We start from the raw sequence: 22697 nt of genomic DNA, 5'->3' as shown, positions 1-22697 counted from the left end.
CGTCCCGCCCATCCAAAAAGGACGGGCGGGACGCCCATCCCACAATAACAATTAAAATTGTAAGTTATTTAATTCGCGATCCTAAGCCAGTTTTAAATCGGAATCTCAGGGGCCAAACTAACTACAATGTTCGAGATAGCTTAGCCACTATAGCGAATGTTTGGTCTCGCTGCGGCGACAGTGTAAATATGAGAGTAAATGCTGCAATGACAGCCCGCAGTGCCGGCATGGCCACCGTTGACTCCTTCGATTTGGCTCATCGCGGTTTAGTTTATCGCGTCAAATATCGCACTTGCCGCTAAGCAGCTTGTTGGGAGTGTAGTGTGAGGTATTGTTTTCAGGTTTGAATTTGGAATTTTGAATTTTAAGTTGGAAGAGGGAATAAATTTCCCTCTTCCTTCTTGCTTCTTCCCTCTTTCTTCTTCCCTCTTGCTTCTTCCCTCTTCTTGACATCCGTTACATCTGATATCTTGCACCATTGTCAGCAACAGGCAAGATGCCTGTTCCACAAGAAAATCTACTCTTTGTGGAACGGGCATCTTGCCCGTTCTTGAGAATGGTGCAAGATGTGAGTTACATCCGTTACATCCGTCGAGCGAATCCGTTGCCGAACTTCCCTTTTCCTTCTTCCTGACATCCGTTATATCCGTTACAGAATCCGTTGCCGAACTTCCTTCTTCCCTCTAAAACACAGTCCCGTCACTTTCAATCTGAATTGGCGGCACTCCACCAGGCCTCAATTCGCCCGCAATTTTCCGCCCCGCCGCCCAAGTTCCTCCTTGCAAAATCTTCACCAGCGGCAATTGTTCCGCACTCAAATGCAGCTTTTCTCGAATAGCAGCGGCAATTTTATCTAAAAGATTCACAGTCAGCGATCGCCATTCTACTATAACTTCCGAACCAGGCAAGTAACTCTGTGCAAAAATAGCCGAATCTTTTGGCTGCAGCAGCCCGATATCCAAACACAAACCGCCGTTGCGGTACTCCGGCAATCCCGTTAACTCATCCAATCCCGCGACTTCTAAACCAACTTCTTGCAGCGGTTCCAACAGCGAATAAGTCAACCACTGCGAGAGTTTGTGAAACGGCACCAATTCATCTCCCAGATTTTCTCCTGTTAAAGCCGGATGCCGCCACACATCGCCTAAATTAACACCACCAATTGCATATCTTCCCGGCCAAATTTCCCCAAAACCTGTCAAAACAGCGCTCAACACTTCAGAAGCCTTCACAGTGTTGACTTCAGAAACCCCACTGTTGAGCAAGTATGTTGCCAAATTGCCGGGACGCGGGTTTTCGCTGCCAAATAATAATGGATGCTGGCAAATCGCATTTCCCAAACGCTGCAATAATTCTAATCTGCCTGTTAAACCAACTAGCGGATTGTCTCGACTTACCTGAAATCCAGCAGCTAAGGCTTCTAGTTTTAATTGAGAAAGTCCCTGAGAATCAGCTTGCCAAGGAAAATCGGGATTGCTGGAAAAAACACCTTGACAAAACATCCGCAAGCTGGCTATTGCTAACCCTTCAGAACGGCGGTAAACCTGTCCGGTTTCGGATTCGCAATACTGCCAATCTGCACCAGCACCGGCATCGAGCAAAACGCTGATAATTGCTAAATCAAATTTGATCTTAGCTTGCTCTATGAGTGCAAATTCGGCTATTGCTGCATTCAATTCGGCGAGTCGCGACAGGTTGCCGGCTTCAAAATGTCGCCAGCGACTGTGAAAGGGAATGTTAAAATCGGGATATTGTTGGCGCGTGGTGTCAATTACATAATTTGCTGCTTTGTCGAGTTGGGATAAATCGACACGGAAGTAGCGAAGTTTGTCGTGGCTGGCTAAATCAAAAAGCCGATCGCACTTTTGACGAATAGCAGCCGGCGTTCTCAGATATTCTACAGTCTCAAGTTCAATATTGTGCAACTTCATACTACCAAACATCGGTAAACATCATTTTCTTGAAAAAAGTCAAACTGACTGTAATCTAAAAGATTATCTAAAATCGCATTTTTATCGATTTTGATCAGCTTATATTCCCACTTAGACCCGCTGACTTCGCGTTTTATTTGATCGGAAACTATGACCGAATTTCTTTCTCTACCCGGACATACTATTTTACTTAAATCTTCCAGCCTGTCGGCTATGTGAATATCTTTTCCGTAAGTGCAAGACCTAAATATATATAAATTTCCCTTAGCAACTCCCACCGACAAGCCGCAAGGTATTTGATTGGCGTCAATAAAAAGTTTCCAATTCTCGCACAGACTTTCCATTGCCGCTAAGGCTGAGTGAGCTTCCGGGAAAGTCAACAAATGCGAATCGCCAACAATACTCCGAATTGTTCCCCCGTATTCTTCGCAAATTGTTTTTTCAAAAGTATCAAAGTTGGTGAGCAAATATTCAACGTCTTTGATTGAATTAGATTCTTGATAAGCTATAAACCCTCTCAAATCTGCTTTAATTATTGCTTGATTCTTGATAATTCGCGTTTTGTAACTTTGGTCAACTTTGTAAACTTTTTCAGGTTCGCTCATCCCTTTCAAAGAAAACTCGTTGACAAAAGACGTTTGCACTTCTGCTTTGTTGAGGGCCAGCCATGCTGCTTGGGACAAATATATTTCATCCGGCGGAGTTACTGATTCTATACGCGCTGTTAAATTCACCGTATCGCCAAAGATATCTTTATCTTGATGCAAGACATCTCCTAATGTAATCGACACGCGAATAGCCAATCGTTCGTCGTTCGCCTTGCTAGATTGTTGCGCTCTCAATTCTTGCTGCATTTCTATGGCTGCTACCGCCGCTGCTGTGACGCTGGGAAAAATTATCCAAAATGAATCACCTTCCCCTTTAATCACGCTGCCTTCATTTCTGGCGCTAATATCTGAAACAAAAGTTTTATGCTCGTTTAACAAACTACTTAAGTCCGACTGAGATAATTTTTTGACTCTGGCGGTATATCCACAAATATCTGTTTTTACGATCACACTAGAACGCAAATTAGCCATAACCTACCCTGACTGATCAAAAACCAGCAATAATTTTATGTGGCCAAGACGCGATAGTTCGCGTCCGATCGCGTCTTAGCCCTCTCAATCTCCTAAATCGCGTCCGATCGCTTCTGCAAGAATTGTAGCATCTGGCACAGGGTCAGGCGTGTAGTAGCCGGCGGCTTTTTTGGCGACGATTTCGACTTGTGCGTCTGCGGGAATCCAATCTTCAGGAATGGGGATGCGATCGACCACCTGAATGCCAGAATTGATAATCGCATTGTATTTCATATCGCTCATAGAAACTAAACTGTCAATGCGAGAGATCCCCAACCAGTGCAGCACGTCTGGCATTAGTTCTTGAAACCGCATATCTTGAACTCCCGCCACACATTCAGTGCGCGTAAAATAGGCATCAGCGCGATCGCCACCTTCCTGCCGTTTTCTGGCATTGTACACCAAAAACTTAGTCACTTCCCCCAAAGCTCTCCCTTCCTTGCGGAAGTAAACTATTACCCCAGAACCGCCGGATTGTGCAGTTTGGATGCAAATTTCCATCCCGTGTACCAAATAAGGGCGACAAGTGCAGATATCCGAACTGAAGACATCAGAACCGTTGCATTCATCGTGTACCCGTACCGCCAACTGCTTATCGGTGTCAGAAATATTCCCGACATCGCCAATAATATAAACCGTAGTTCCGCCAATTGGTGGCAAGAAAACGTGTAAATCTGGCCGCGTCACTAAATCCGAGAACATTCCGCCTGTTTGCTCGAACAGGACACGGCGGAGAACGCTTTCTTGGGCCCCGATTCGCCTCGCAATTCCCGGCAAATACCACACCGGATCGATCGCAATTTTAGTTACTGCTAAATTGCCACCTGCTTTGACTATTTTGCCATCAATTTGCACCCGCCCCTTAGCAATGGCATCTTGCAATTCCGGCATATTAATGTGAGCTTTAGTGACAGCAATTGTCGGTCGAATATCGTATCCCTGCTGGAGAAATGAAGTATAAACTTCGCTAACCAAACCCCCAAAGGGATCGAGAGAAACAATCAAATTGCGATCGCCCCAACTCGGATGCGGCCCGATGTGTGCCGCCGGAGAGGTGTTGGTAAAATCGGGGCGGTGATCGGCTTGGAGTGCGCCGGAAGCAACTGCTAGCGCACGATAAACAGAGTAGGAACCCGAATGAGTGCCGATCGCATTCCGGTGAGACGATTTGGTAAGGCTACCAATAACAGGCCCCCGTTTCAGCGGATCGATTTCTCCCCAGTGGATGGGATGAGGTTTTGTGCCGGATCTGTCGGGATGGGATGTTAAAACTATATGCTTGGGTTTAGACACAGTTGTTTTTGGCTCTTGCTATGGATGCTGCTGTTGGTTGTAAGCCGAATCGCAATCTGAAACAGTGATTCATCATACCAACCGTACACACCTCCCTGGTTGAAACAATCGCGCTACACACACACAAACCTTTCTCGGCTTGGGTTGCACGATAACAAGAGGTTTTCGTCGGATTTGATATAAGGATCGCGAATTAAATAACTTACAATTTTAATTGTTATTGTGGGATGGGCGTCCCGCCCGTCCTTTTTGGACGGGCGGGACGCCCATCCCACTTTCAAGAGTGGAAGTTATTTAATTCTCATTCCTAAGTCCAGAGTTCGATCTTGGACAGTATAGCCAACACCAAAGACAGCACAACTGCCAAACGGCAAGTGTGAAGTTTTAAGAGATGCGCGAAAAAAAAAGATTTGAGATTCTGAGCCGCCGACGTGCAGTCAATCTCAAATCTCAAATCTCAAATCTCAAATCTCAAATCAAATACTGTTGGTAAAAACGTCTTAATCCAGGCTTTGAGGGTGACAGAATTCCATTAAAATTGCCTCACCTTCGCCGCGCGAGTCCAATTCCTTCGCCATGCACTCAACACGTTCTTCCGAAAGGAAGAAGCGGGTAACTTTGTGCGGTACAAACCACCGATAGCGCTGCCACAAACAGATAGAGTAACGAAGGGCATCCGGCAAAGAGTATGTGTAATTTCGCTGAATTGCCAAACCTGCCTTTTCCCCGGCTAGAGCCAAAGTTTTTGGAGTGTAACCGATCAGATTGTAGGGATAATCGGTGCTGTGCCAGCGCCAGCCCAGTTGCCGCGCGTATGGGCTGTCCGCGTTCGGTACAGCCACCCAAATGTAACCGTTTGGAGCCAGCAATTGCCTCATGCAGTCGAGTGTTTCTGCAGGCAAAGGCGTTGCTCCCAAAACGTGTGAACAGAGTATGACATCAAACTTTTCGTCAGTACCTTTTTCTGCAACGTATTCTTCTACAGTGCCGGTGAAAACATCGACACCGCATTCCCTGGCTGCTGCTGCTGCTGAGGAGCTAGGCTCAATTCCTGCTACCTCAACTCCGAGTTTTTTGAAGACTTGGATAATGGAACCTCCCCCGCATCCTACGTCTAACAGCCGCTTGCCTACAGGGATAGGAATGTGTCGGTATTCATTGAGTTTTTTGGCTTCTTTTACTACGTCTTCTTCCTCTGGTACGTAAGTATTGTAGCACTGCCAGCCCTCGGGGTAATAATCGCTCAGTTCATCCCATGTCGGGCGGGGATTTACGAATACTAAGCCACAATCTTCGCATCCGTAAACTGACCATTTAGGAGCCTCTTTTGGTTGGCGGGCTGTCCCGGCTGTGTACTGGAAGCTGATTTTTTGGGAGCTGCAAACAGGGCAATTTGTAAATTTTTGCATGGTTCAGTTTCAAGATTTGTACAGTTGCTAAGGGCAGTGGAACGACCACAATTTATTACCATTAGCTGAGCTGGTAGAGTGCACCACTGCAAGCAGATCGAAAACTAGGTTTATTTGCGAATTAGTATTTGTAGTAGATGCTTGGGTTGTTGGCGCTCGCCCCCCGATTAAGCGGCGCTGTACAATTTTATGTCTAAATGGTTAGACTGAGAAGGTAGCATTTGTTACCTATAAGACAACCGACGCTCAACAGACAATGATTGTCGGTAGCGTTTTTGCGGTTGGGCTAAATTCTTACAAAAATACTAACTCACAAAATTAATGTTGCCAAGTACATCTAATTATTTGCTCAAAAATGGTCGCGTACCAGCGTCTCTTCTAGAGATGAAATCGATCGCCCCGTCAGCTTCTACTGTCGCCACAACGGGGAGTGAGAACAATTTTTGTTTGGTGGATTTGGAAATTGCAGCAGGGACGATCGCCCAAATTATCCCAGTAGGTAGAAAACCTGTATCCTCCTATGGAGATATCCCAGTTGTAGATTTGCACCGCGGCTTAGTTTGGCCTTGTTTTGTGGATATGCACACGCATTTAGACAAAGGCCACATTTGGGAACGATCGCCCAATCCCGATGGAACTTTTGCCAGCGCGATCGAAGCAGTGGGCGCTGACGCTCAAAAAAACTGGAATGCAGACGATGTTTACCGGCGAATGGAGTTCGGCCTCAAATGCAGCTACGCCCACGGAACCAAGGCTATCCGCACTCACATCGACAGCGCGGGCAAACAGGGAACCGTTAGTTGGGGAGTATTTGAAGCGCTGCAAGCCGAATGGGGCGATCGGCTGATCTTGCAAGCCGTTTCCCTGGTTTCCCTCGACTATTTCCTGACACCAGCCGGCGAAAAATTAGCCGATCGCATGGCCCAAACCGGCGGCATTCTCGGCGGAGTCGCCTATATCAACCCCGACTTAGACAAACAACTCGATCGAGTTTTTGCCTTAGCCAAAGAACGAAATTTAAACCTCGACTTCCACACCGACGAAAACGACGATCCAGATTCAGTAACACTGCGGGAAGTCGCAAAAACCGCCATCCGCGATAAATTTTCCGGTCAAATTATCTGCGGACACTGCTGTAGTTTAGCTGTACAACCGCCAGATTTAGTAACAGAAACTATCGCATTAGTCAAGGAAGCAAATATTGGCATTGTCAGCTTGCCGATGTGCAACCTTTACCTGCAAGACCGAGAATCTCAGCGTACACCTCGCTGGCGAGGTGTGACACTGCTGCACGAACTCAAAGCAGCCGGAATTCCCGTTGCAGTTGCTAGCGACAATTGTCGCGATCCGTTTTACGGATTTGGCGACCATGATGTTTTGGAAGTCTTTAATATGGCAGTCCGCATCGCCCATTTAGATAGGCCTTATGGAGACTGGCCCTGTGCAGTGACAAAGACTCCAGCCGATTTAATGGGATTGCCGAATTTAGGACGAATTGCAGTTGGTTTACCAGCCGATTTGATTTTGTTTAAGGCGCGTAATTTCAGCGAATTATTATCTAGAGCGCAGGGCGATCGCACTGTTTTGCGGCAGGGAATTAAAATTGATACAACTTTGCCCGATTACCGCGAACTCGATGATTTATTAGCACTTTAAATCTGACATCCTGCATCAATCTCAAGAACAGGCAAGATGCCTGTTCCACAAAAGATAAATTTTCTTTCTACTGGTTCTACTCGTTACTAGGCTCTGCCTGGTAACGTAGATCCGGAGGCTCTGCTTCCAATTTTCTCGCTCGCAATGCGAGGCAGAGCCTCTAGATATGGTTCCCAGGCAGAGCCTAGGAACCAGTTAGTTTTTAGGGTAAGGCGTGCAGTGCATACGCTACATTTAGATGTTCTGCACAACTATTATTATTGTCAAATTGCAACTAATTTGATATAAATATAAAAGCTAATTTGATTGAGGATGTTTTAAGTGAAAGCAGTTATTTTATTGTCGGGAGGGCTAGATTCCTCAACTGTTTTGTATCAAGCCAAAGCCGACGGCTGCGAGTGTTACGCTATTTCCTTTGACTACAAGCAAAGACATCGGCGGGAATTGGAATCAGCACGGGCGATCGCACTTTCGGCAGCGGTTAAGGCACATCAGATAGTAAACTTTGACTTAACACTGTGGGGCGGTTCGGCTTTGACGGATAATGAGATGGAATTGCCGATCGATCGCAATCTTGCAGAAATGTCCCAAAACATCCCGACTACCTACGTTCCAGCTAGAAATACAATCTTTCTCAGTTTTGCCCTCGCCTACGCAGAAACTCTACAAGCCGATCGTATTTACATCGGCGTCAACGCTTTAGATTATTCCGGCTATCCCGACTGCCGCCTCGATTACATCCAAGCCATGCAGGAAGTATTTCGGTTAGGAACAAAGCAGGGAAGAGAAGGAGAAGCTATTAAAATTATAACACCTTTGATCGAACTTAAAAAAACAGAAATTATTCAATTAGGCAATAAGTTGGGAGTTCCTTGGGAGCAAACTTGGTCTTGCTATGCAGGCGGGGAAAATGCCTGTGGCGTTTGCGATTCTTGTCGGTTGCGGCTGGCTGCTTTTGAGGAATTGGGATTAAAAGATCCGGTGCCTTACGCTTAAAAAGCACTTACGCATTTCGTAGGGTGCGTCAGAGGGAAAACCTAATTATTTCGTACTCGCTTCAAGCCTGACGCACCTTACAAACAAAACTAAAATTTAGGCGGCTTATTTACCTTCCGGCTCATCCTCAACTTCCGGTTGACCCTGGTCTTCCTGTTCATCCTTAATTTCATTTTGCAGCGAATTCAACGGGACTAAAAGCATATCAGCTATTTGCGATTGTCCTCTAGCCCTGTAGATATCTATCGCTTTCTGAACATCTTCTACTGCACCCTGTAGGTTTTCTAATAAAGTTTGAGCATCAGCGCGAACCATATGCGCTTCGGGAAAGCTAGGATTGAGATTAATTGCTTGAGTTAAAAGTTCAACTGATTCTTTATATTGTCCTTGGCGAGCGAGGTCGAATCCTTGTTTATAAAGTTCTTGAGCTTTCATAGCATTTCTTAATTTCTGCTGTTCATCGCGCTTGCATAAAGGATCGAGTCTATTTACTTGACCTGATGAATCAATTATAAAGCACCCTGGTTCTTCCTGATCAGTCGCTACAGTCAGAAAAAGAGGTAGACTAATTATTGATTGTTTTTCCCAAGTTAAAAGATATGTCTATTGAAGAGCGCCGAGGTATTGAAACAATTGACAGAAACCAAAATCTACTTCTCGTTCGCGCTCCTATTGAGTCAGTAGCCCAAAAGCTCAGTAGGGCGAGACGTGCGGATGTCTGGGAACGGGATATATACGATCGCGAAATCGAAATTACCGCCGAAAGCTATATTGTATTTCAGTTCCGAGGACACCCTTGGACAATCGTTGAGCAACTGAATCATCATCCCGGTTCCCTTGTATTTGGAGTAGGAGATGCTATCACCCTTTCCAGCTTCCCATCCACTCGCGCCATCTACTACAAATGCAGCGACACTTGCGGTTATATTGGTTATAACTGCTATGACAGAGGTGCATTTGCAGAGATGCTGTACTTTGAAGCAGAAATGGATCTCCTATTCCTCTCTGACTTTCGTGAGGTTAAAGCTGAGGATATTGACGATGCCTTCAACTTTACTTTCGCTTTTATGCAGGAGCAAGATATCTATATTCCCTACGTATATTACGAAAATGTGAAGGTTGGCGATCGCATTAATTTACGCCCCAAAGGCCCGACGTTAGATGATTTAGTACGCAGCGACTTCGAGCGAGTAGATTATCTAGGTATTCGCTAAAATATTCTCAACTAGAAAATTTGGCCACACTACTCACCCCGCTATTCTTTCGCCCTTTCCCCACAACTTCCTCATCCGCTGCTGCAATTCCATCTAAAGTTCGATCGCCCGCAGCCCCTTCCAACAAGTGAATTTGAAGTTGATCCAACCGCGGCCCGATCGCCGAAACCACCGTAAGTTCCACATTTTCGCCTCGCCAAACTTCCCCCACCGCCGGCATTCTTTGCAACTGATAGCTCAGAAAACCTCCGATTGTCTGATATTCGTCAGTTACTGGCAAATCCAAATTCAATATTTGATTCACATCATCTAAATTTAACTGCGCTTGCACTAAATAAGTGCGATCGTCCAATACTTGCAAAGCAATTTCTTTGCTGTCGGGTGACTCGTAGCTGCGGCCGATAATTTCGGCAATCAAATCCCTCAGCGTCACTAACCCGGAAATGCCGCCAAATTCATCAACTACGATCGCAATTTCTTCCGACGAACTCTGCATCAAAGGCAGCAGTTCCCCCAGCAGCATCATCTCCGGCACAAACCTCACCGAACCCATCCAATTTAAAATTGGCGTGTCGGGAGATAGCAAACCTTCAGCTAGGGGTTTCGCAAGTTGTTTGAAGCCAATAATGCCGATAATGTCGTCTAAAGAATCTCCCGTCACGGGATAGCGGGAATGGTTAGAAATCGCCATTTCGTCGAGCAAATTTTGAAATGTGGCCGTCTTGGGAAGTGCGACAATGCTAGGCCTCGGCACCATTACTTCTTCTACCCAAACTTCGCCAAATTCAAACACGTTGTTGAGCAATTCTCGCTTTTCTGCTTCCAAGCCGCTGGATTCGCTGGAAGTAGCGATAATTAATTGCAGTTCTTCGGGAGTAACCGGTCGATGCCTTAGATCGTATTCGATGCCCGCAAACCGCAAGAGCGATCGAGTAGATTGATTGAGAAACGACACAAAGGGCTTGAACAAACGGGCAATCAATAAACTCGGAGGCCCTAAACTTCTGGCTAGCTGTTCGGAATACAGCAACGCTACAGATTTGGGAAAGAGTTCGCCCAGTACGATTTGCACGTAAGCTAGCAACAAAAAAGTTACTATTGATATGCTAAAAGAATGGGCGATCGCCGACTTGATGTAAATTGGCAGCGGCAAATAGCCGATCGACATTCTCACTAGCACGGCGATCGTACTTTCCCCAATCCAGCCGAGAGCTAAACTAGAAAGAGTGATTCCCAACTGCATTGTTGAGAGCAATCGCTCAATACTTTGCTGCAAAGATTGCACAGTTAAAGCTGCAACGTCGCCAGCGTCCACTAACTGATTGATGCGCGATCGGCGTACCGTCACCATCGAAAACTCAGCCGCCACAAAAAAAGCATTGATCGCAATCAGCAACAGCACTGACAGCAACCGCGACAGCACCTCTGTCCAACTCATCGCGGGTAAATCAGATATCTCCTGCACTCTCGCCCCTAAAAGTGACACAATGCTCCCTAAAAAAACTTTCTCGATCAAACCTGAGAATCAGTCTGCAGGTTTGGTCTTCTTTTATATTACTTCGCCACTGGAATGCCAGATATTTGCAACTGAAGTTTTTGACCTGGATAATCTGTCAGCGTCAACGAAACTTCCTTAGCATTTTCTAGCAAAGCTGTGGGAATACTCACCGTACCGTAAAACACCTGCCCGTTGGGGGGCAGTTCCGACGGCAAATCCTCGGCAGTCGCGCTCAGGGCCCGGCCACGATCGTCAGTGACGTTCAAGAAACTGTAGAGAAACCTCACAGCTTGGGAGCCTTCATTTTTCATGCTCACGTCTAGCAGCATGGAATTGTTGCGCTGACTGGCCGCGCTCACTTCCAGAGTTATTCCCCCGTCGCGACTGTTCAGGGGAAACTTGGCGCTGGCATTTTGTGCAGCCGGTTTTTTGGCCGCGGCTGGTTTAGAGCTTGCCTTCTCTGTTTTAGTATTTGCCCCGGCCGTTTTTTCGGGATCGCGACCTTCTACCCGTGCTTTGACGGTTGTGAGAATGTCTTTTTCTTTCAAAATGCTCACTTGGTCTTTGCTAGCGGTCTTTCCCGGCTTGCCGCTGCCAGCATTGTTGCTGGGACGAACATCGGGTTGAGTCGTTCCTTGCAAGGCTTCGCGACCTATAGTAAATCCCCAAACAGAACTCGTCACGCCTGCTCCAAACATGAGAGCGAGCAGAATTAGAGTCAGCACTACCGTCGAATTCACTGCCATTGCCTATAAGTTTATGCCGAGTCCTAGAAACTGCTTTGTCCGGTCGATCGGCTTGCCTAACATTGGCTAACAGGCGATCGGGACTCAGCCGCTCTAAAGATTTTGATTTTTGTTCTCTAGTTCTAGCACGGACTGAGAAATTATGTTATAATTCATTTTGAGTTAGGTCGAAGAAATCGATTTAACGGCAGTTGGCCGAGCGGTTTAGGCAGCGAACTCATAATTCGCCCCAGGCAGGTTCAACTCCTGCACTGCCGATTTTTAATAACTTAGGACGCTCAGCGCCCGAAAAACCCCGTTTCTTCCTAGAGGATTGCTTACCCAAAAGCCCCTATTCTGGTAGAAACCGGGTTTTTTACGTTGTCAGCGGGCGGAAACGAAGTATTTTGCTCGGTGATGGACGCAAAAAGTGGCTTGACGCGCTACTTACAGCGCACCCTAAGTAGTTTATTTAGCTGGACATTGTTTAACAGTCATTTGTGCCCAATCTAAAATCTAAAATCTAAAATCTAAAATCGTATTATCCCTTAATTAACTCCACTCCGTCGCGCCCGTCGATATCTTGAACGTAAACCTTAACTTGTTCTTCCTTTGCAGTCGGCAACTTTTTACCCGTAAAATCCGGCTGAATCGGTACTTCTCGGTGGCCGCGATCGACTAATACCGCTAACCAAATTTTCTCCGGCCGCCCGTAATCGTTTACCGCATTCAAAGCCGCTCGACTCGTTCTGCCTTTATATATAACGTCATCTACCAACACCACAGTTTTGCCCGTCAAATCGAAAGGAATTTCTGTTTTAGCCGGTGTCCGCATCGCAACTCGATCCAAGTCATCTCGATAAAAGGTAATATCCAAAGCGCCCACGGATACTTTGACTTGTTCGAGGACTTCAATTTGATCTGCCAAAATTTGAGCTAAAGGCACTCCTCTACTATGAATGCCCAACAGCACTAACTCCGAGGGATTCCCTGATTTTTCGACAATCTGGGAAGCGACGCGGGTGAGAGTGCGCCTCACTTCATCAGGGGATAAAATTTGGATAATTTTAGTCATGGGTTGCTGCGAGCTAATTGTTGGCTGTTGGCATATCGAACAATTTGAGATTTGAGATTTGAGATTTGAGATTGACTTGACAGATGAATCTGGGGGTTTGAACTAAGGTCAATCGATTGCGCGATTTTAGATTTTAGATTTTAGATTTTAGCATTGACTTGCGCGAGATAAATACGTTCGGCAAGTTTCTCGGATACAGGTTTTTTATTTCTGGACGGATGAATCACGTGGCGGGTATCCTGGATGCGGGAATTGTCAAAACTTTTTTTGCTTCTGTCGGTGGCTTATATCTGTCTTCTGCTGGGCTTACCCGGAACCGATGAAAAGCAGATGCTGCGATTGCAATGCTTGGAGCGCGAACAATGACAGAAATACGTTATTTATGTCTCCTGGACTGTGCGGGTGAGGTCATCAGTTAGCGACTCAAACATAATAAGGTATAAAAAAGCAATGATAGTCCCAACCAAATCAGAAAGCAATACCGAGTTAATTGCAATGCTTGGCAAATTAGCGGCGCTGCGATCGGGTGAACCGGCTCGCCTAACAGCGGTTTGTGTTTGAGAACTCCGCGATAGGAATTAGTACCTCCTAGTTGCACTCCCAAGATGGCGGCGTAAACGCACTCGCTCCAACCGGAATTGGGGCTGGCATCTTTAACAGCATCTCTCTGACAAATCTGCCAAATGTAAATCGGTTTGCCCGATATAACGGCTAAAGTAATCACTGTTAGCCGGCAAGGAATCCACGTCAGCACGTCTTCTAGTTTGGCGCTAAACCATCCTAAATCAGTGTATGGCGCTTCTTTGTAGCCGATCGTAGAATCTAATGTGCTGGCTGCTTTGTAAGCGATCGCCAAGGGGACTATAGCACTCGCCCACATCGAGTTAGGATCGATCGGCGAACCGGTAACACTTAATAATAGATGTGGCAGAGCGAACCCAAGTAAGGCATAAAATAGCGGTGCTGTCACGCCATCGACTGCATTCTCTGTTACAGTTTCTAACAATGCTCGCAGAATTTCTGGCTCGGATAAGTTTTCGGTATCCCGGCCGACGTAAAGGCTCAACCTTTCTCGCGCCTTGACTAAATCTCCAACATTTAAAGGTGCTAGCACATCCTCTGCTGCCGCCCTCAAACTGCGACCTGCAAAACAGCTTGCCAGCAAAATGGTCTGTATGGCAATACCTAAAAGAGGATGCACCCAACTAGCAGCTTGGACGATCGACCAACTGACAGTATAACTGCCTACAATCAGCCCGATCGCTAGTATTGTACCAGCACCTCGCAGCAGCAGTTTGTGCTGCTCGCCAGCGGGACTATCCCCGGCTTCAGGCATTTTGCCTGCGGGATTATTCCATATATTAAAGACAAGTCGAGTATAACGGTCGATCGCCCAACCCATCGCCTGCACGGGATGCGGCCAACCCCAAGGATCGCCGATCGAATAATCCAACACCGCAGCTAAAATCAAAACAGGAAATTCATCCGGCATCATTATATATTGTGTCAAACTTGATAGTCCGTCAATCCATTTTAGATTTTAGATTTTAGATTTTAGATTTTAGAATTGAAGAAAGCGACTCCACCGATCGATCCGGGGACTGGCGATGGGGAGCGAGGATCTTTTTTCTCGCTCCACGGATGAATCCGGGGGGCCGAACCATCTTCCTTCATTGTCACAGCAGGAGTTATCGCCCCAGAGAGCAGATTTTCACTCCTGCTACCCTTGCGGACTTTGATTTTTTGAGGGGCGATTTTATAGTAGAAGAAAGAAGGAAGAAGCAATAAAGGCAAGGGTTTGAGCAATTCAAAACCTCATCATCATCAGGCGTGGTTGCTCTAACTGCTGAGATTACTGTAGTCGTCCAGCAAGTGTACGTTCTCCTCCCAATTAACACCGTCAAACGGTAGAATCTCAAAGTGTTTGATGGCATCGTCGTCAAGACAACGGACGTTGACATCGAAATGATCGGGATGCGATCGGGGGCGATAGAACGAGTGAATGCCGCAAATTCGGCAGAAAGTATGTTGAGCAGTTCCTGTATTAAATGTATAGGTTGTCAAAACATCTTCGCCACTGAGCAAGGTAAAACGTTCCGGCGGCACAATGAGATGCAAAAATCCCTTCTTTTGACAGATAGAGCAGTTGCAATCAGATGCTTCGTGTTTGTCAACGGCTACACGGAAGCGGACAGCTCCGCAGTGACAGCCACCAAAGTAAGTAACAAGTGTTGCGTCCATGTGTGCTTGCTGCCGATCGAATGAATGAACTTACCATTTAAATGATAAAGCTAGTTTCTTCCCCAAGAGCCGCTTGCCAACTGCGGACATCATAGTATAAGTCTTCGAGGGAAATACTGTACAGCGCTTCGGCAAGTTTTTTGTGCAATCGGTTCCACAAACTGAATGTTACCCAGTCCTCTGCTTGCGTCGAGTCGGGAAAATGTCGAGGTAAAGGTTCAATAGTTTCACCTACAGCCTCTAAGATTTGTCCTAAAGAGATTTGAGCTGGCTGGCGGGCTAATTGATATCCTCCTTGGGAACCCCGAACAGATTGGACTAAACCGGCTCGTCGCATTTCAATCAGCAATTTTTCTAGATACGGAGCAGGTAACTCCTGTCGCTTCGCTATCGATTTCACCGATGTCGGGCCAAAGCGAGGTTGCAAACTTAGATCCAGTAATGCTTTGACACTGTAGTGTCCGCGTGTGGTTAACTTCATGGGATTTTAAGAGCGGGGCAAATATTCAGCTAGCTGATAGCTGATAGCTTATGCTACCGAGTTTAGAGATTGCTCGCACCGGTTGCAGCTACTCCTCAAGAAAGACTGCAGGTTGTTAAAAATATTTAGATAATAGTGGTTAACAATTGAGCCGATCGGTGTAATATAGTTTTACGACCAGCTATAAAGCTAAAGTTTCTTGGTCAAACCAAAAACCAACCGAGAAAAAATCCGTACACCAGTTGAATATTTCAGGACTCAGTAAATGGCTAAAAAGAAAAATATCGAACCCCTTGAAGGCGAAGATCTGATCAAAAAGGTCAAAGACCTAGAGAACCTTACCAAGGAAGAAAAAGCTAGAGCCTGTGGCTACTACACCGTTACCAAGAACGGCGTAGAACGGGTCAACATGATGAAATTCCTGAATGCGCTGATTGATGCAGAAGGCATTCAGCTAGACGGGAAGCAAAACGGCAATGGACGCGGCGGACGCTCTGCCAGCTATCGGATTAGCGTTCAATCTAACGGCAACTTACTGATTGGAGCTGCCTACACCAAACAGATGGAACTCCAGCCGGGAGATGAATTTGAAATCTCTCTGGGACGCAAGCACATTCACCTGCGCCAAATCGATCGAGAAGAAGAAGAATCCTAGGCTTTTACAACTTGCTTTGACTTCTTGCTTGAACAGGTTGGTTTGACTTCAAGCATTGACTGCGAGCAGAGAATTGGCTCTGAAATCTTTCTGCGAGCCTAAAACACTATGGCTTCTATAGATGGCAATGGCTCGACAAAAGCCACTGCCACCACTTTATATTTTGCGAGAATACCTATTCTCGCCCCTCGCTATATCCGTTTGGACAAGCGGGGGATTTTCCGCGTAGCTGTTGAAGAGAAGTTCTGCAGCCGATTGTGTACGGGATTTAACGGATGTAAGGCATGGATGTTCACCAAGGGATTGTATAGCGGATTTAACGGATGAATGTTAAGTTTCGATGGTCGAGGTTCCAGGCAAGAAGCAGGTTAGGTTGAGCTACGAAACCGAACAAAGCAAGAAAATGGCGGAGGTATTCTAGGCCAAGAGTGCGTAATACCCGTTTAAAATTTAAAAAAAATAATGCAACTGTCGGCAAACTCCAAAGCACGAGCTTCCTCATTCATCCCTAATTATTTAATCTAAAATCTAAAATCTAAAATCTAAAATTGTATAAGTCTCGTGCTTGCTCCTGAGTTGTGTCTGTGTGGGAGGGGTTTTGAGGGGAAGGAAACACCTCGATCGCCCGTAAGTGAAATTACAGGCTGGAACAGTTAAAGTGTTAGGGAGCAATTAGTCACCAGCCTATGCCGTTGCCCCGATTCGCGAGCAAAACTTCTCAACACCAAATAAAAATCCCCCTGCGTCGCCTTCTAGTGGCCTCTTTTGTGCTGCAAATCGTCGCAGCCGTTGGGATTGTCGGGTATCTGTCCTTTCGCAACGGAGACAAAGCAGTCGAAGAGCTCGCCGAGAAATTGATCGCGGAGACGGGGAAGAGAGTTGAAGAAAAGCTGATTTCTTTTCTCGAACCTACCCAGTGGGTAAATCAACTTAACGCCTCGGCGATCGAGCGCGGTGAATTAAACTTACAGTTAGAAAAGCCCCAGCCTCGGGGAGAGAAGTTCCTCTGGCAGCAAATGCGATCTTTTAAAAGCATTCAATGGATTTCCTTCGGTGCTGAAAAATCAGGAGAATATCTCGGCATTTGGCGCAACCCCACTGATCGCAGCTTGCAAATTGTCGCGGCGAACAAGTCTACCAACTTTCAGAACATATACTACGCTACAGACGGCAACGGCACTCGCACCGCTAAATTAAAGGCAGAACCCGGAATCTACGATGCCCGTCTCCGCCCCTGGTACAAAGAAGCTGTCGCAGCTAATAAACCGATTTGGACGAGTATTTATCGAGGTTTTACTCCTGGGACTGTTTTTATTGCTGCCACCCAACCGATTCGCGATCGAAATGGTAAATTGCTGGGAGTTTGTGCCGTAGACTTTTCGCTCTCGGAGCTTCAGCAATATCTCCATCGGATCAAGCTTAGCAAAACGGGACAAATTTTCGCGATCGAACGATCGGGCTTGCTGATTGCCAGTTCAAGTCAAGAATCACCCTTTAGAAAGATGTCGGGAAACCCGCAACTGCAGCGGCTGAATGTTTTAGACAGCCAAACTCCTATCATTCGCACCGCAGCTAAATATTTGTACGAACACTTCGGGGGCTTTGGCGACATTAAGCAGCGACAGCAATTGCAATTTAGCCGAGACGGGCAGGAATATTTTGTGGAAGTGCTGCCGTTTTCTGATGTTTACGGTTTGAACTGGCTGATTGCGATCGCAGTGCCCGAATCCGATTTCATGGGGCAAATTAACAAAAATACGCGCACTACAATTTTACTTTGTTGGGCGGCGCTACTGCTATCGACAATTGCTGGAGTGCTGACAGCTAGGTGGGTAACGCTGCCGCTGTTGCGGCTCAATGAAGCAGCTAAAGATATTGCCGCCAGAGAGTTCGATCGCGCTGTGGCTGTCAGTAGGCTTGAGGAAGTCGGCGAATTAGCCCAGTCTTTCAACGAGATGGCTGCTCAACTGAAAAAGTCTTTTCAAGCTTTGGCAGAAAGTGAAGAAAAATTTGCCCAACTGGTAGAAAATTTGCCTGTTGGAGTCTCAGCGATGACTCCGGGTGGCGCAGTTATTTTCATGAATTCGGCGGGTGAGCAGATATTGGGGAGGGGAGAAATGCCCGATGCTACCGCAACAGAGCTAGCAGAAGCTTATCAAACTTATATAACAGGAACCGATCAACTTTACCCGGCAGATCAAATGCCGTTTGCACGGGCGTTGAGTGGCTTCGAGGTGATTGCTGAAGATATGGATATTCGCCTGGATGGGAAAAATATTCGTTTGGAAGTGCGAGCGCTGCCGGTGTTTGACGGTGGGGGGAATATCCTTTATGTTCTTAATGTTTTTAAAGATATTACGGCTCGCAAACACGCAGAGCAAATATTGGCTGACTACAACCGTACCCTGGAAATTCAAGTAGTCGATCGCACGATCGAGCTAGCCTCGATCAATGCCCGCTTGGAGATCGAAATTGAGGAGCGCAAGCAAGCTGAAAAAATTATCCGTCAAGAGCGCGACTTTAACTTAAAGATTATCGAAAATTCTCCGATTTTTTTTGTGGCGATCGACTCTGAGGGTAAAATCCTGCTGGCGAATAACAGTATGTTGGAAGCGGTGGGCTATACTGCCACAGAAGTTGTAGGCAAAGATTACTTAGCGACATTTGTACCCCCAAGCGATCGAGCCGGATTGCATTCAATTTTTACGGGCGTAACAGCGCGGGAGCAAACGGTTAACGAACATCGCATTCTCACTTCGGACGATCGGACTTTGTTAGTGGAGTGGCACGGCACACCGGTGATCGACGAAGGTGGCAACCTGGATTTCTTGTTTGGATTTGGGATTGATATTGGCGATCGCAAACAAGCACAATTAGCCCTGCAAAAAAGCGAAGCTCTGTTTCACAAATTAGCGAACACTGTTCCCGGAGAACTTTACATATTCGTGCAGCATCCCGACGGATCAGTCAAGATGGAATATATCAGTCCTCGATGCCGAGAGATTCAAGAATTAGAGCCGGAGGAAATCCAGAACAACTCTGCTTTACTCTACGAACAAATGCACCCGGACGATCGATCCAGTCACTTCGAGGCAATTGTCAAAAGTGCCACTGATCTAGAACTATTTTCCCACGAGTGGCGGATTGTGACAGCATCGGGAAAACTCAAATGGCTGCAAGGTTATTCTCGACCAGAATTGCGCGAAAATGGAGATATTGTCTGGCACGGCATAATTATTGATACGAGCGATCGCAAACAAGCAGAACAAGAACTTCAACAAGCCAAAGAAGCCGCAGAAGCTGCCAACAAAACTAAAAGCCTCTTTCTCGCCAACATGAGCCACGAATTGCGAACCCCCCTCAACGCCATTCTCGGCTTCGCTCAATTAATGGAACCCAGCACTAATTTAACTTTGCCGGAAAAAGAAAATATCAAAATTATTCGCCGCAGCGGAGAACACCTGCTCCAAGTGATCAATCAAGTCTTAGACTTATCTAAAATAGAAGCTGGCCGCATGACACTCAACGCCAAAAGTTTTGACTTGTACCGCTTGCTGGGGGACGTGAAAAATATGTTTCAAATTCCGGCAAAAAATAAAGGATTGCAATTAATTATTGACTGCTCTTCCGATGTTCCCCAATACGTGCAAACTGATGATGTTAAGTTGCGACAAGTGCTAATTAACTTATTAGATAATGCGGTTAAATTTACCCCTTCCGGTTCAGTTTCAGTTACTGTGGAGCCGAATAAAAAACAAATAATTAAGCCTATATTGAACGAAGCTTTTGATTTTGTGGAAACTCAAAAGACAGTCATTATTTCCTTTGCAATAGCAGATACAGGAGTTGGTATTTTCCCGGACAAATTAGAAAGCATATTTGAATTATTGGTGCAAACTGCATCTGAAAAAAAAGTTCAAACAGGTACGGGTTTAGGATTAAATATCAGCCGCGAGTTCATAAGATTAATGGGGGGCGACATTACCGTCGAGAGCGAAGTGGGACAAGGGACTGTCTTCAAGTTTGATATTCAAGTTGTTACCGCAACGGGTGCTGGTGAAGTCATCAATAAATATGTTGAAGTCAATGATTTATCGCCGAGTTCAAGTATGGTACAAGAAAAAATATCTGATAGTGCTGCAATATTTACTCTGGACTCCAAGCCGAAAGTTTCCCCAGAATGGGCGAGAACTCTAAAACAGGCAGTCCGTGAGGCTGACTTCGATTTGATTGCCACAACTATTGAGGAAATCGGCAGCGATAATGATGTTTTTGCGGAAGTTCTGAGGAATCATCTATATAATTTTGATTATCAAAAAATACTAGATTTGATTGCTGAAATTGAGCGATAGGGGGCTGAGCTTTCGAGTGCGCCGAAGCCCACCTTATCTATAAAGTAGCTGTTCTGCATAGATGCTCCCCGAACAGTTATTTTAGCTGCTGCCACAAGAGTCATGAGATGGCATAAGGTGTTCGTTCAGACTCTCAATACACTATGATAATCATGTTTGATTTACTGCTAATAATTGAGTGGTTGACTTGACTTTTTTGAAGCTAAAGTTAACCCCCCCGATCGCCCTTTTGGTAAGGGTAAATCGAGGGGGTTAACTCTTATTTGTCAAGTATCTGAGGATATCAAGCAGGGTTCGCTTCGGCTCGTCTTTGTAACAGGCGGGCAATTTCAGCTTTTTCTACAAGTCCTACTAGGACACCGTTTTCGCGAATGACGGGGAGTTCTTGTACTTTGAGTTGTTCCAGAAGGGTGACGACTTCAAGGAGGGATAATTCTGGTTTGACTGTGGTGGAAAATTCGATCGGCTTCAGGAGTTCTTTGACTAAAACTTGGGGCCAAGTTCCGGTAGGAATGGTTTTGAGGTCGTCTAGGTCGATCGCCCCTACCAATTGTCCGGCATCATCTGTTGCCAGGAACCTGCGCCAGGTTTGAGCGCTACCGATAACGTAGTTGTTGGCAAATTCTCTGAGGGACAAGTCTTGGGAGACGATCGGACTTTCGGGGGTAACAGCATCTGCGGCTGTCAATCCTGCCAGTTGATTTTGGACTGTGGCATATTGGGCAGATTGACCGGCATTTTGCAGTAAGAACCAACCGATTACTAGATTCCAAATATTGCCGAATACGCCTGTAGCAATGGCAATCCAACCAATTATTTGACCGACGCGGCTAGCAAAAATTACACCTTTGTAAGGGTTGCCAGTAATTTTCCAGACGATCGCTTTGAGGATGTTGCCACCGTCGAGGGGCAAACCGGGAATTAAGTTAAATAAGGCTAGAACTAAGTTGATGGAAGCTAAAAGTCCGACGATGGCTGCTGCGGGGCCTGTGAGTCCAGCACCGATGCCGATCGCTGTTAACAAACCGGATAAAAATAAGCTAACCAACGGGCCTGCAATGGCTACCCAAAATGCTTCGGCTGGGGTTTTGGATTCTCTTTCTAAATTAGCCAGTCCGCCAAACAGAAATAGCGAAATCGATTTCACGCCAATTCCCTGTTTAATGGCTACCCAACTGTGTCCTAATTCGTGGGCTAAGACGGAAGCAAATAACAGTAACGCTGTGAATAATCCCAGCATCCAGGGCGCTACGGGGCCCAATGTGGGAAACAGGGCAGCTAATGCGCCGCCGTACTGCCAGGTTACTAAACCCAGAACTAAAAACCAAGATGCGTTGACAAAGAAGGGAATCCCAAACAGGTTGCCGACGCGAAATGTACCGTTCATAATGGCTACCTCTGATTTTACGAAGGAGAGGTTTTTCTCTCTGTCTCCTTATCGTAACGAAACGTAACGGCGATGTTAATGCTTCCATTAGGGTGTTATCCGTCTGTGGAGGTTCGGTTTGCGGAATCATCATTGGCAAATGCGGTTGAGTCCGCCTGGGGTTAAAAATCCCTGTCTGAAAGCGGAAGTCCTCGCTATGAGGGCTGATGAGGATATTTTCTTTTATTTTCTGTTTGAGTTTTGAGTCGGTTTTAACTCAATAAGCTGTGGAGCATTTAAACCACTAACGAGCTTGTATGGTGCGTCAGGAGTGAACACTTACGCTTACAAGGGAAACACTTCTGTACGCTGGGCACCCTACTATCGTCTTTTAAATGCCGAACAGCTTACGCTTGGGTTAAAACTGTTTATTCCGGGCGAGATCCTCCTCGCATCCCCCTTGCTAATCAGGGTGAATTAATTTTCGGAAAAATCAACTAAGCTGATTGGAGTAATTGCTGACGTTACCTGAATGATTGAACTGGTTTATCTCGGCACTGAAAACCGAAAAGCAACTCACTGATATTTTCAAGTTGGTTAGCCATCAATCTCAGAAGTGTTGAATGATAGGAAAAGATTGCTAAAATTGGCCCAATAATGTATAATTGCAGAGTTATAAATTATTAA

Annotated in this window: 20 protein-coding genes and 1 tRNA gene; 9 read left to right on the top strand and 12 right to left on the bottom strand. The window is 46.0% G+C overall.

Annotated features, from left to right (window positions below; translation table 11 throughout):
* Positions 1-302: DUF4360 domain-containing protein (locus QUB20_RS23680; protein WP_333291689.1), on the top strand; the 302-nt coding region annotated here is incomplete at its 5' end.
* A gap of 194 nt (positions 303-496) precedes the next feature.
* Positions 497-634: a hypothetical protein gene (locus QUB20_RS23675; protein WP_333246983.1), complete on the top strand. Its 138-nt coding sequence runs from the start codon at positions 497-499 to the stop codon at positions 632-634.
* 49 nt (positions 635-683) lie between these two features.
* Here the strand turns inward: QUB20_RS23675 and QUB20_RS23670 are convergent, their stop codons facing one another.
* The 4 genes from QUB20_RS23670 to QUB20_RS23655 all read right to left on the bottom strand — a co-directional run bounded on the left by QUB20_RS23670 (position 684) and on the right by QUB20_RS23655 (position 5751).
* Positions 684-1931, bottom strand: coding sequence for a URC4/urg3 family protein (locus tag QUB20_RS23670; RefSeq protein WP_333251416.1), 1248 nt, complete (start codon positions 1929-1931; stop codon positions 684-686).
* A complete protein-coding gene (locus tag QUB20_RS23665; protein ID WP_333055017.1) occupies positions 1928-3010 on the bottom strand; it encodes an adenylate/guanylate cyclase domain-containing protein in 1083 nt (360 codons plus the stop codon). Before QUB20_RS23665 ends, QUB20_RS23670 begins: the two co-directional genes overlap by 4 nt.
* Before the next feature lie 84 nt (positions 3011-3094).
* Positions 3095-4342: a GTP cyclohydrolase II gene (locus tag QUB20_RS23660; protein WP_333251414.1), complete on the bottom strand. Its 1248-nt coding sequence runs from the start codon at positions 4340-4342 to the stop codon at positions 3095-3097.
* 500 nt (positions 4343-4842) lie between these two features.
* Complete coding sequence (locus tag QUB20_RS23655; RefSeq protein ID WP_333055019.1) at positions 4843-5751, bottom strand: class I SAM-dependent methyltransferase; 909 nt, start codon at positions 5749-5751, stop codon at positions 4843-4845.
* Between the two features lie 321 nt (positions 5752-6072).
* Here QUB20_RS23655 and QUB20_RS23650 point away from each other — a divergent pair, with 321 nt between their 5' ends.
* Together QUB20_RS23650 and queC are read left to right on the top strand one after the other, a co-directional pair.
* The gene (locus QUB20_RS23650) at positions 6073-7407 is read left to right on the top strand and encodes a cytosine deaminase (RefSeq protein ID WP_333250325.1); all 1335 of its coding nucleotides are present in this window, start codon (positions 6073-6075) and stop codon (positions 7405-7407) included.
* Between the two features lie 321 nt (positions 7408-7728).
* Positions 7729-8403, top strand: coding sequence for a 7-cyano-7-deazaguanine synthase QueC (queC, locus tag QUB20_RS23645; RefSeq protein WP_333250323.1), 675 nt, complete (start codon positions 7729-7731; stop codon positions 8401-8403).
* 105 nt (positions 8404-8508) lie between these two features.
* Here the strand turns inward: queC and QUB20_RS23640 are convergent, their stop codons facing one another.
* Positions 8509-8838: a tetratricopeptide repeat protein gene (locus QUB20_RS23640; protein WP_333250321.1), complete on the bottom strand. Its 330-nt coding sequence runs from the start codon at positions 8836-8838 to the stop codon at positions 8509-8511.
* Positions 8839-9002: 164 nt separating this feature from the next.
* Here QUB20_RS23640 and QUB20_RS23635 point away from each other — a divergent pair, with 164 nt between their 5' ends.
* Positions 9003-9617 (top strand): hypothetical protein, encoded by a 615-nt coding sequence (locus QUB20_RS23635; RefSeq protein ID WP_333250319.1) that lies wholly within the window; start codon positions 9003-9005, stop codon positions 9615-9617.
* A 7-nt stretch (positions 9618-9624) separates the two neighbouring features.
* On the opposite strand, the gene QUB20_RS23630 is transcribed toward QUB20_RS23635, so the two are convergent.
* Both QUB20_RS23630 and QUB20_RS23625 read right to left on the bottom strand, forming a co-directional pair.
* A complete protein-coding gene (locus QUB20_RS23630; protein ID WP_333250317.1) occupies positions 9625-11103 on the bottom strand; it encodes a hemolysin family protein in 1479 nt (492 codons plus the stop codon).
* 68 nt (positions 11104-11171) lie between these two features.
* A complete protein-coding gene (locus tag QUB20_RS23625) occupies positions 11172-11861 on the bottom strand; it encodes a hypothetical protein (RefSeq protein WP_333083996.1) in 690 nt (229 codons plus the stop codon).
* A 185-nt stretch (positions 11862-12046) separates the two neighbouring features.
* On the opposite strand from QUB20_RS23625, the gene QUB20_RS23620 reads away from it, so the two are divergent.
* Positions 12047-12119: transfer RNA gene (locus QUB20_RS23620), tRNA-Ile, on the top strand.
* 262 nt (positions 12120-12381) lie between these two features.
* Here the strand turns inward: QUB20_RS23620 and pyrR are convergent.
* The 4 genes from pyrR to QUB20_RS23600 form a co-directional block, all read right to left on the bottom strand.
* On the bottom strand, positions 12382-12915 hold the full coding sequence (pyrR, locus tag QUB20_RS23615) for a bifunctional pyr operon transcriptional regulator/uracil phosphoribosyltransferase PyrR (RefSeq protein ID WP_333055026.1): 534 nt from the start codon (positions 12913-12915) through the stop codon (positions 12382-12384).
* Positions 12916-13330: 415 nt separating this feature from the next.
* Positions 13331-14410 carry an adenosylcobinamide-phosphate synthase CbiB gene (cbiB, locus tag QUB20_RS23610; protein ID WP_333250328.1) on the bottom strand — a complete coding sequence of 360 codons (1080 nt, stop codon included), beginning with the start codon at positions 14408-14410 and terminating at the stop codon, positions 13331-13333.
* A 344-nt stretch (positions 14411-14754) separates the two neighbouring features.
* A complete protein-coding gene (locus QUB20_RS23605; protein ID WP_333250315.1) occupies positions 14755-15156 on the bottom strand; it encodes a GFA family protein in 402 nt (133 codons plus the stop codon).
* Between the two features lie 37 nt (positions 15157-15193).
* Positions 15194-15637 carry an Rrf2 family transcriptional regulator gene (locus tag QUB20_RS23600; protein ID WP_333250313.1) on the bottom strand — a complete coding sequence of 148 codons (444 nt, stop codon included), beginning with the start codon at positions 15635-15637 and terminating at the stop codon, positions 15194-15196.
* A 265-nt stretch (positions 15638-15902) separates the two neighbouring features.
* Between QUB20_RS23600 and QUB20_RS23595 the strand changes: the two genes are divergently transcribed.
* The 3 genes from QUB20_RS23595 to QUB20_RS23585 all read left to right on the top strand — a co-directional run bounded on the left by QUB20_RS23595 (position 15903) and on the right by QUB20_RS23585 (position 20644).
* The gene (locus QUB20_RS23595; RefSeq protein WP_015179394.1) at positions 15903-16292 is read left to right on the top strand and encodes an AbrB family transcriptional regulator; all 390 of its coding nucleotides are present in this window, start codon (positions 15903-15905) and stop codon (positions 16290-16292) included.
* Between the two features lie 108 nt (positions 16293-16400).
* Complete coding sequence (locus QUB20_RS23590; RefSeq protein WP_333291687.1) at positions 16401-16619, top strand: hypothetical protein; 219 nt, start codon at positions 16401-16403, stop codon at positions 16617-16619.
* A 440-nt stretch (positions 16620-17059) separates the two neighbouring features.
* Positions 17060-20644, top strand: coding sequence for a PAS domain S-box protein (locus QUB20_RS23585; RefSeq protein WP_333250311.1), 3585 nt, complete (start codon positions 17060-17062; stop codon positions 20642-20644).
* 283 nt (positions 20645-20927) lie between these two features.
* On the opposite strand, the gene QUB20_RS23580 is transcribed toward QUB20_RS23585, so the two are convergent.
* Positions 20928-22031 carry a site-2 protease family protein gene (locus QUB20_RS23580; protein ID WP_333055037.1) on the bottom strand — a complete coding sequence of 368 codons (1104 nt, stop codon included), beginning with the start codon at positions 22029-22031 and terminating at the stop codon, positions 20928-20930.
* Positions 22032-22697: the final 666 nt, after the last annotated feature.

The organism is Microcoleus sp. B4-C2, from assembly GCF_036705265.1.
GTDB lineage: Bacteria > Cyanobacteriota > Cyanobacteriia > Cyanobacteriales > Microcoleaceae > Microcoleus.
This window is presented reverse-complemented; position numbering and strand designations above follow the sequence as displayed.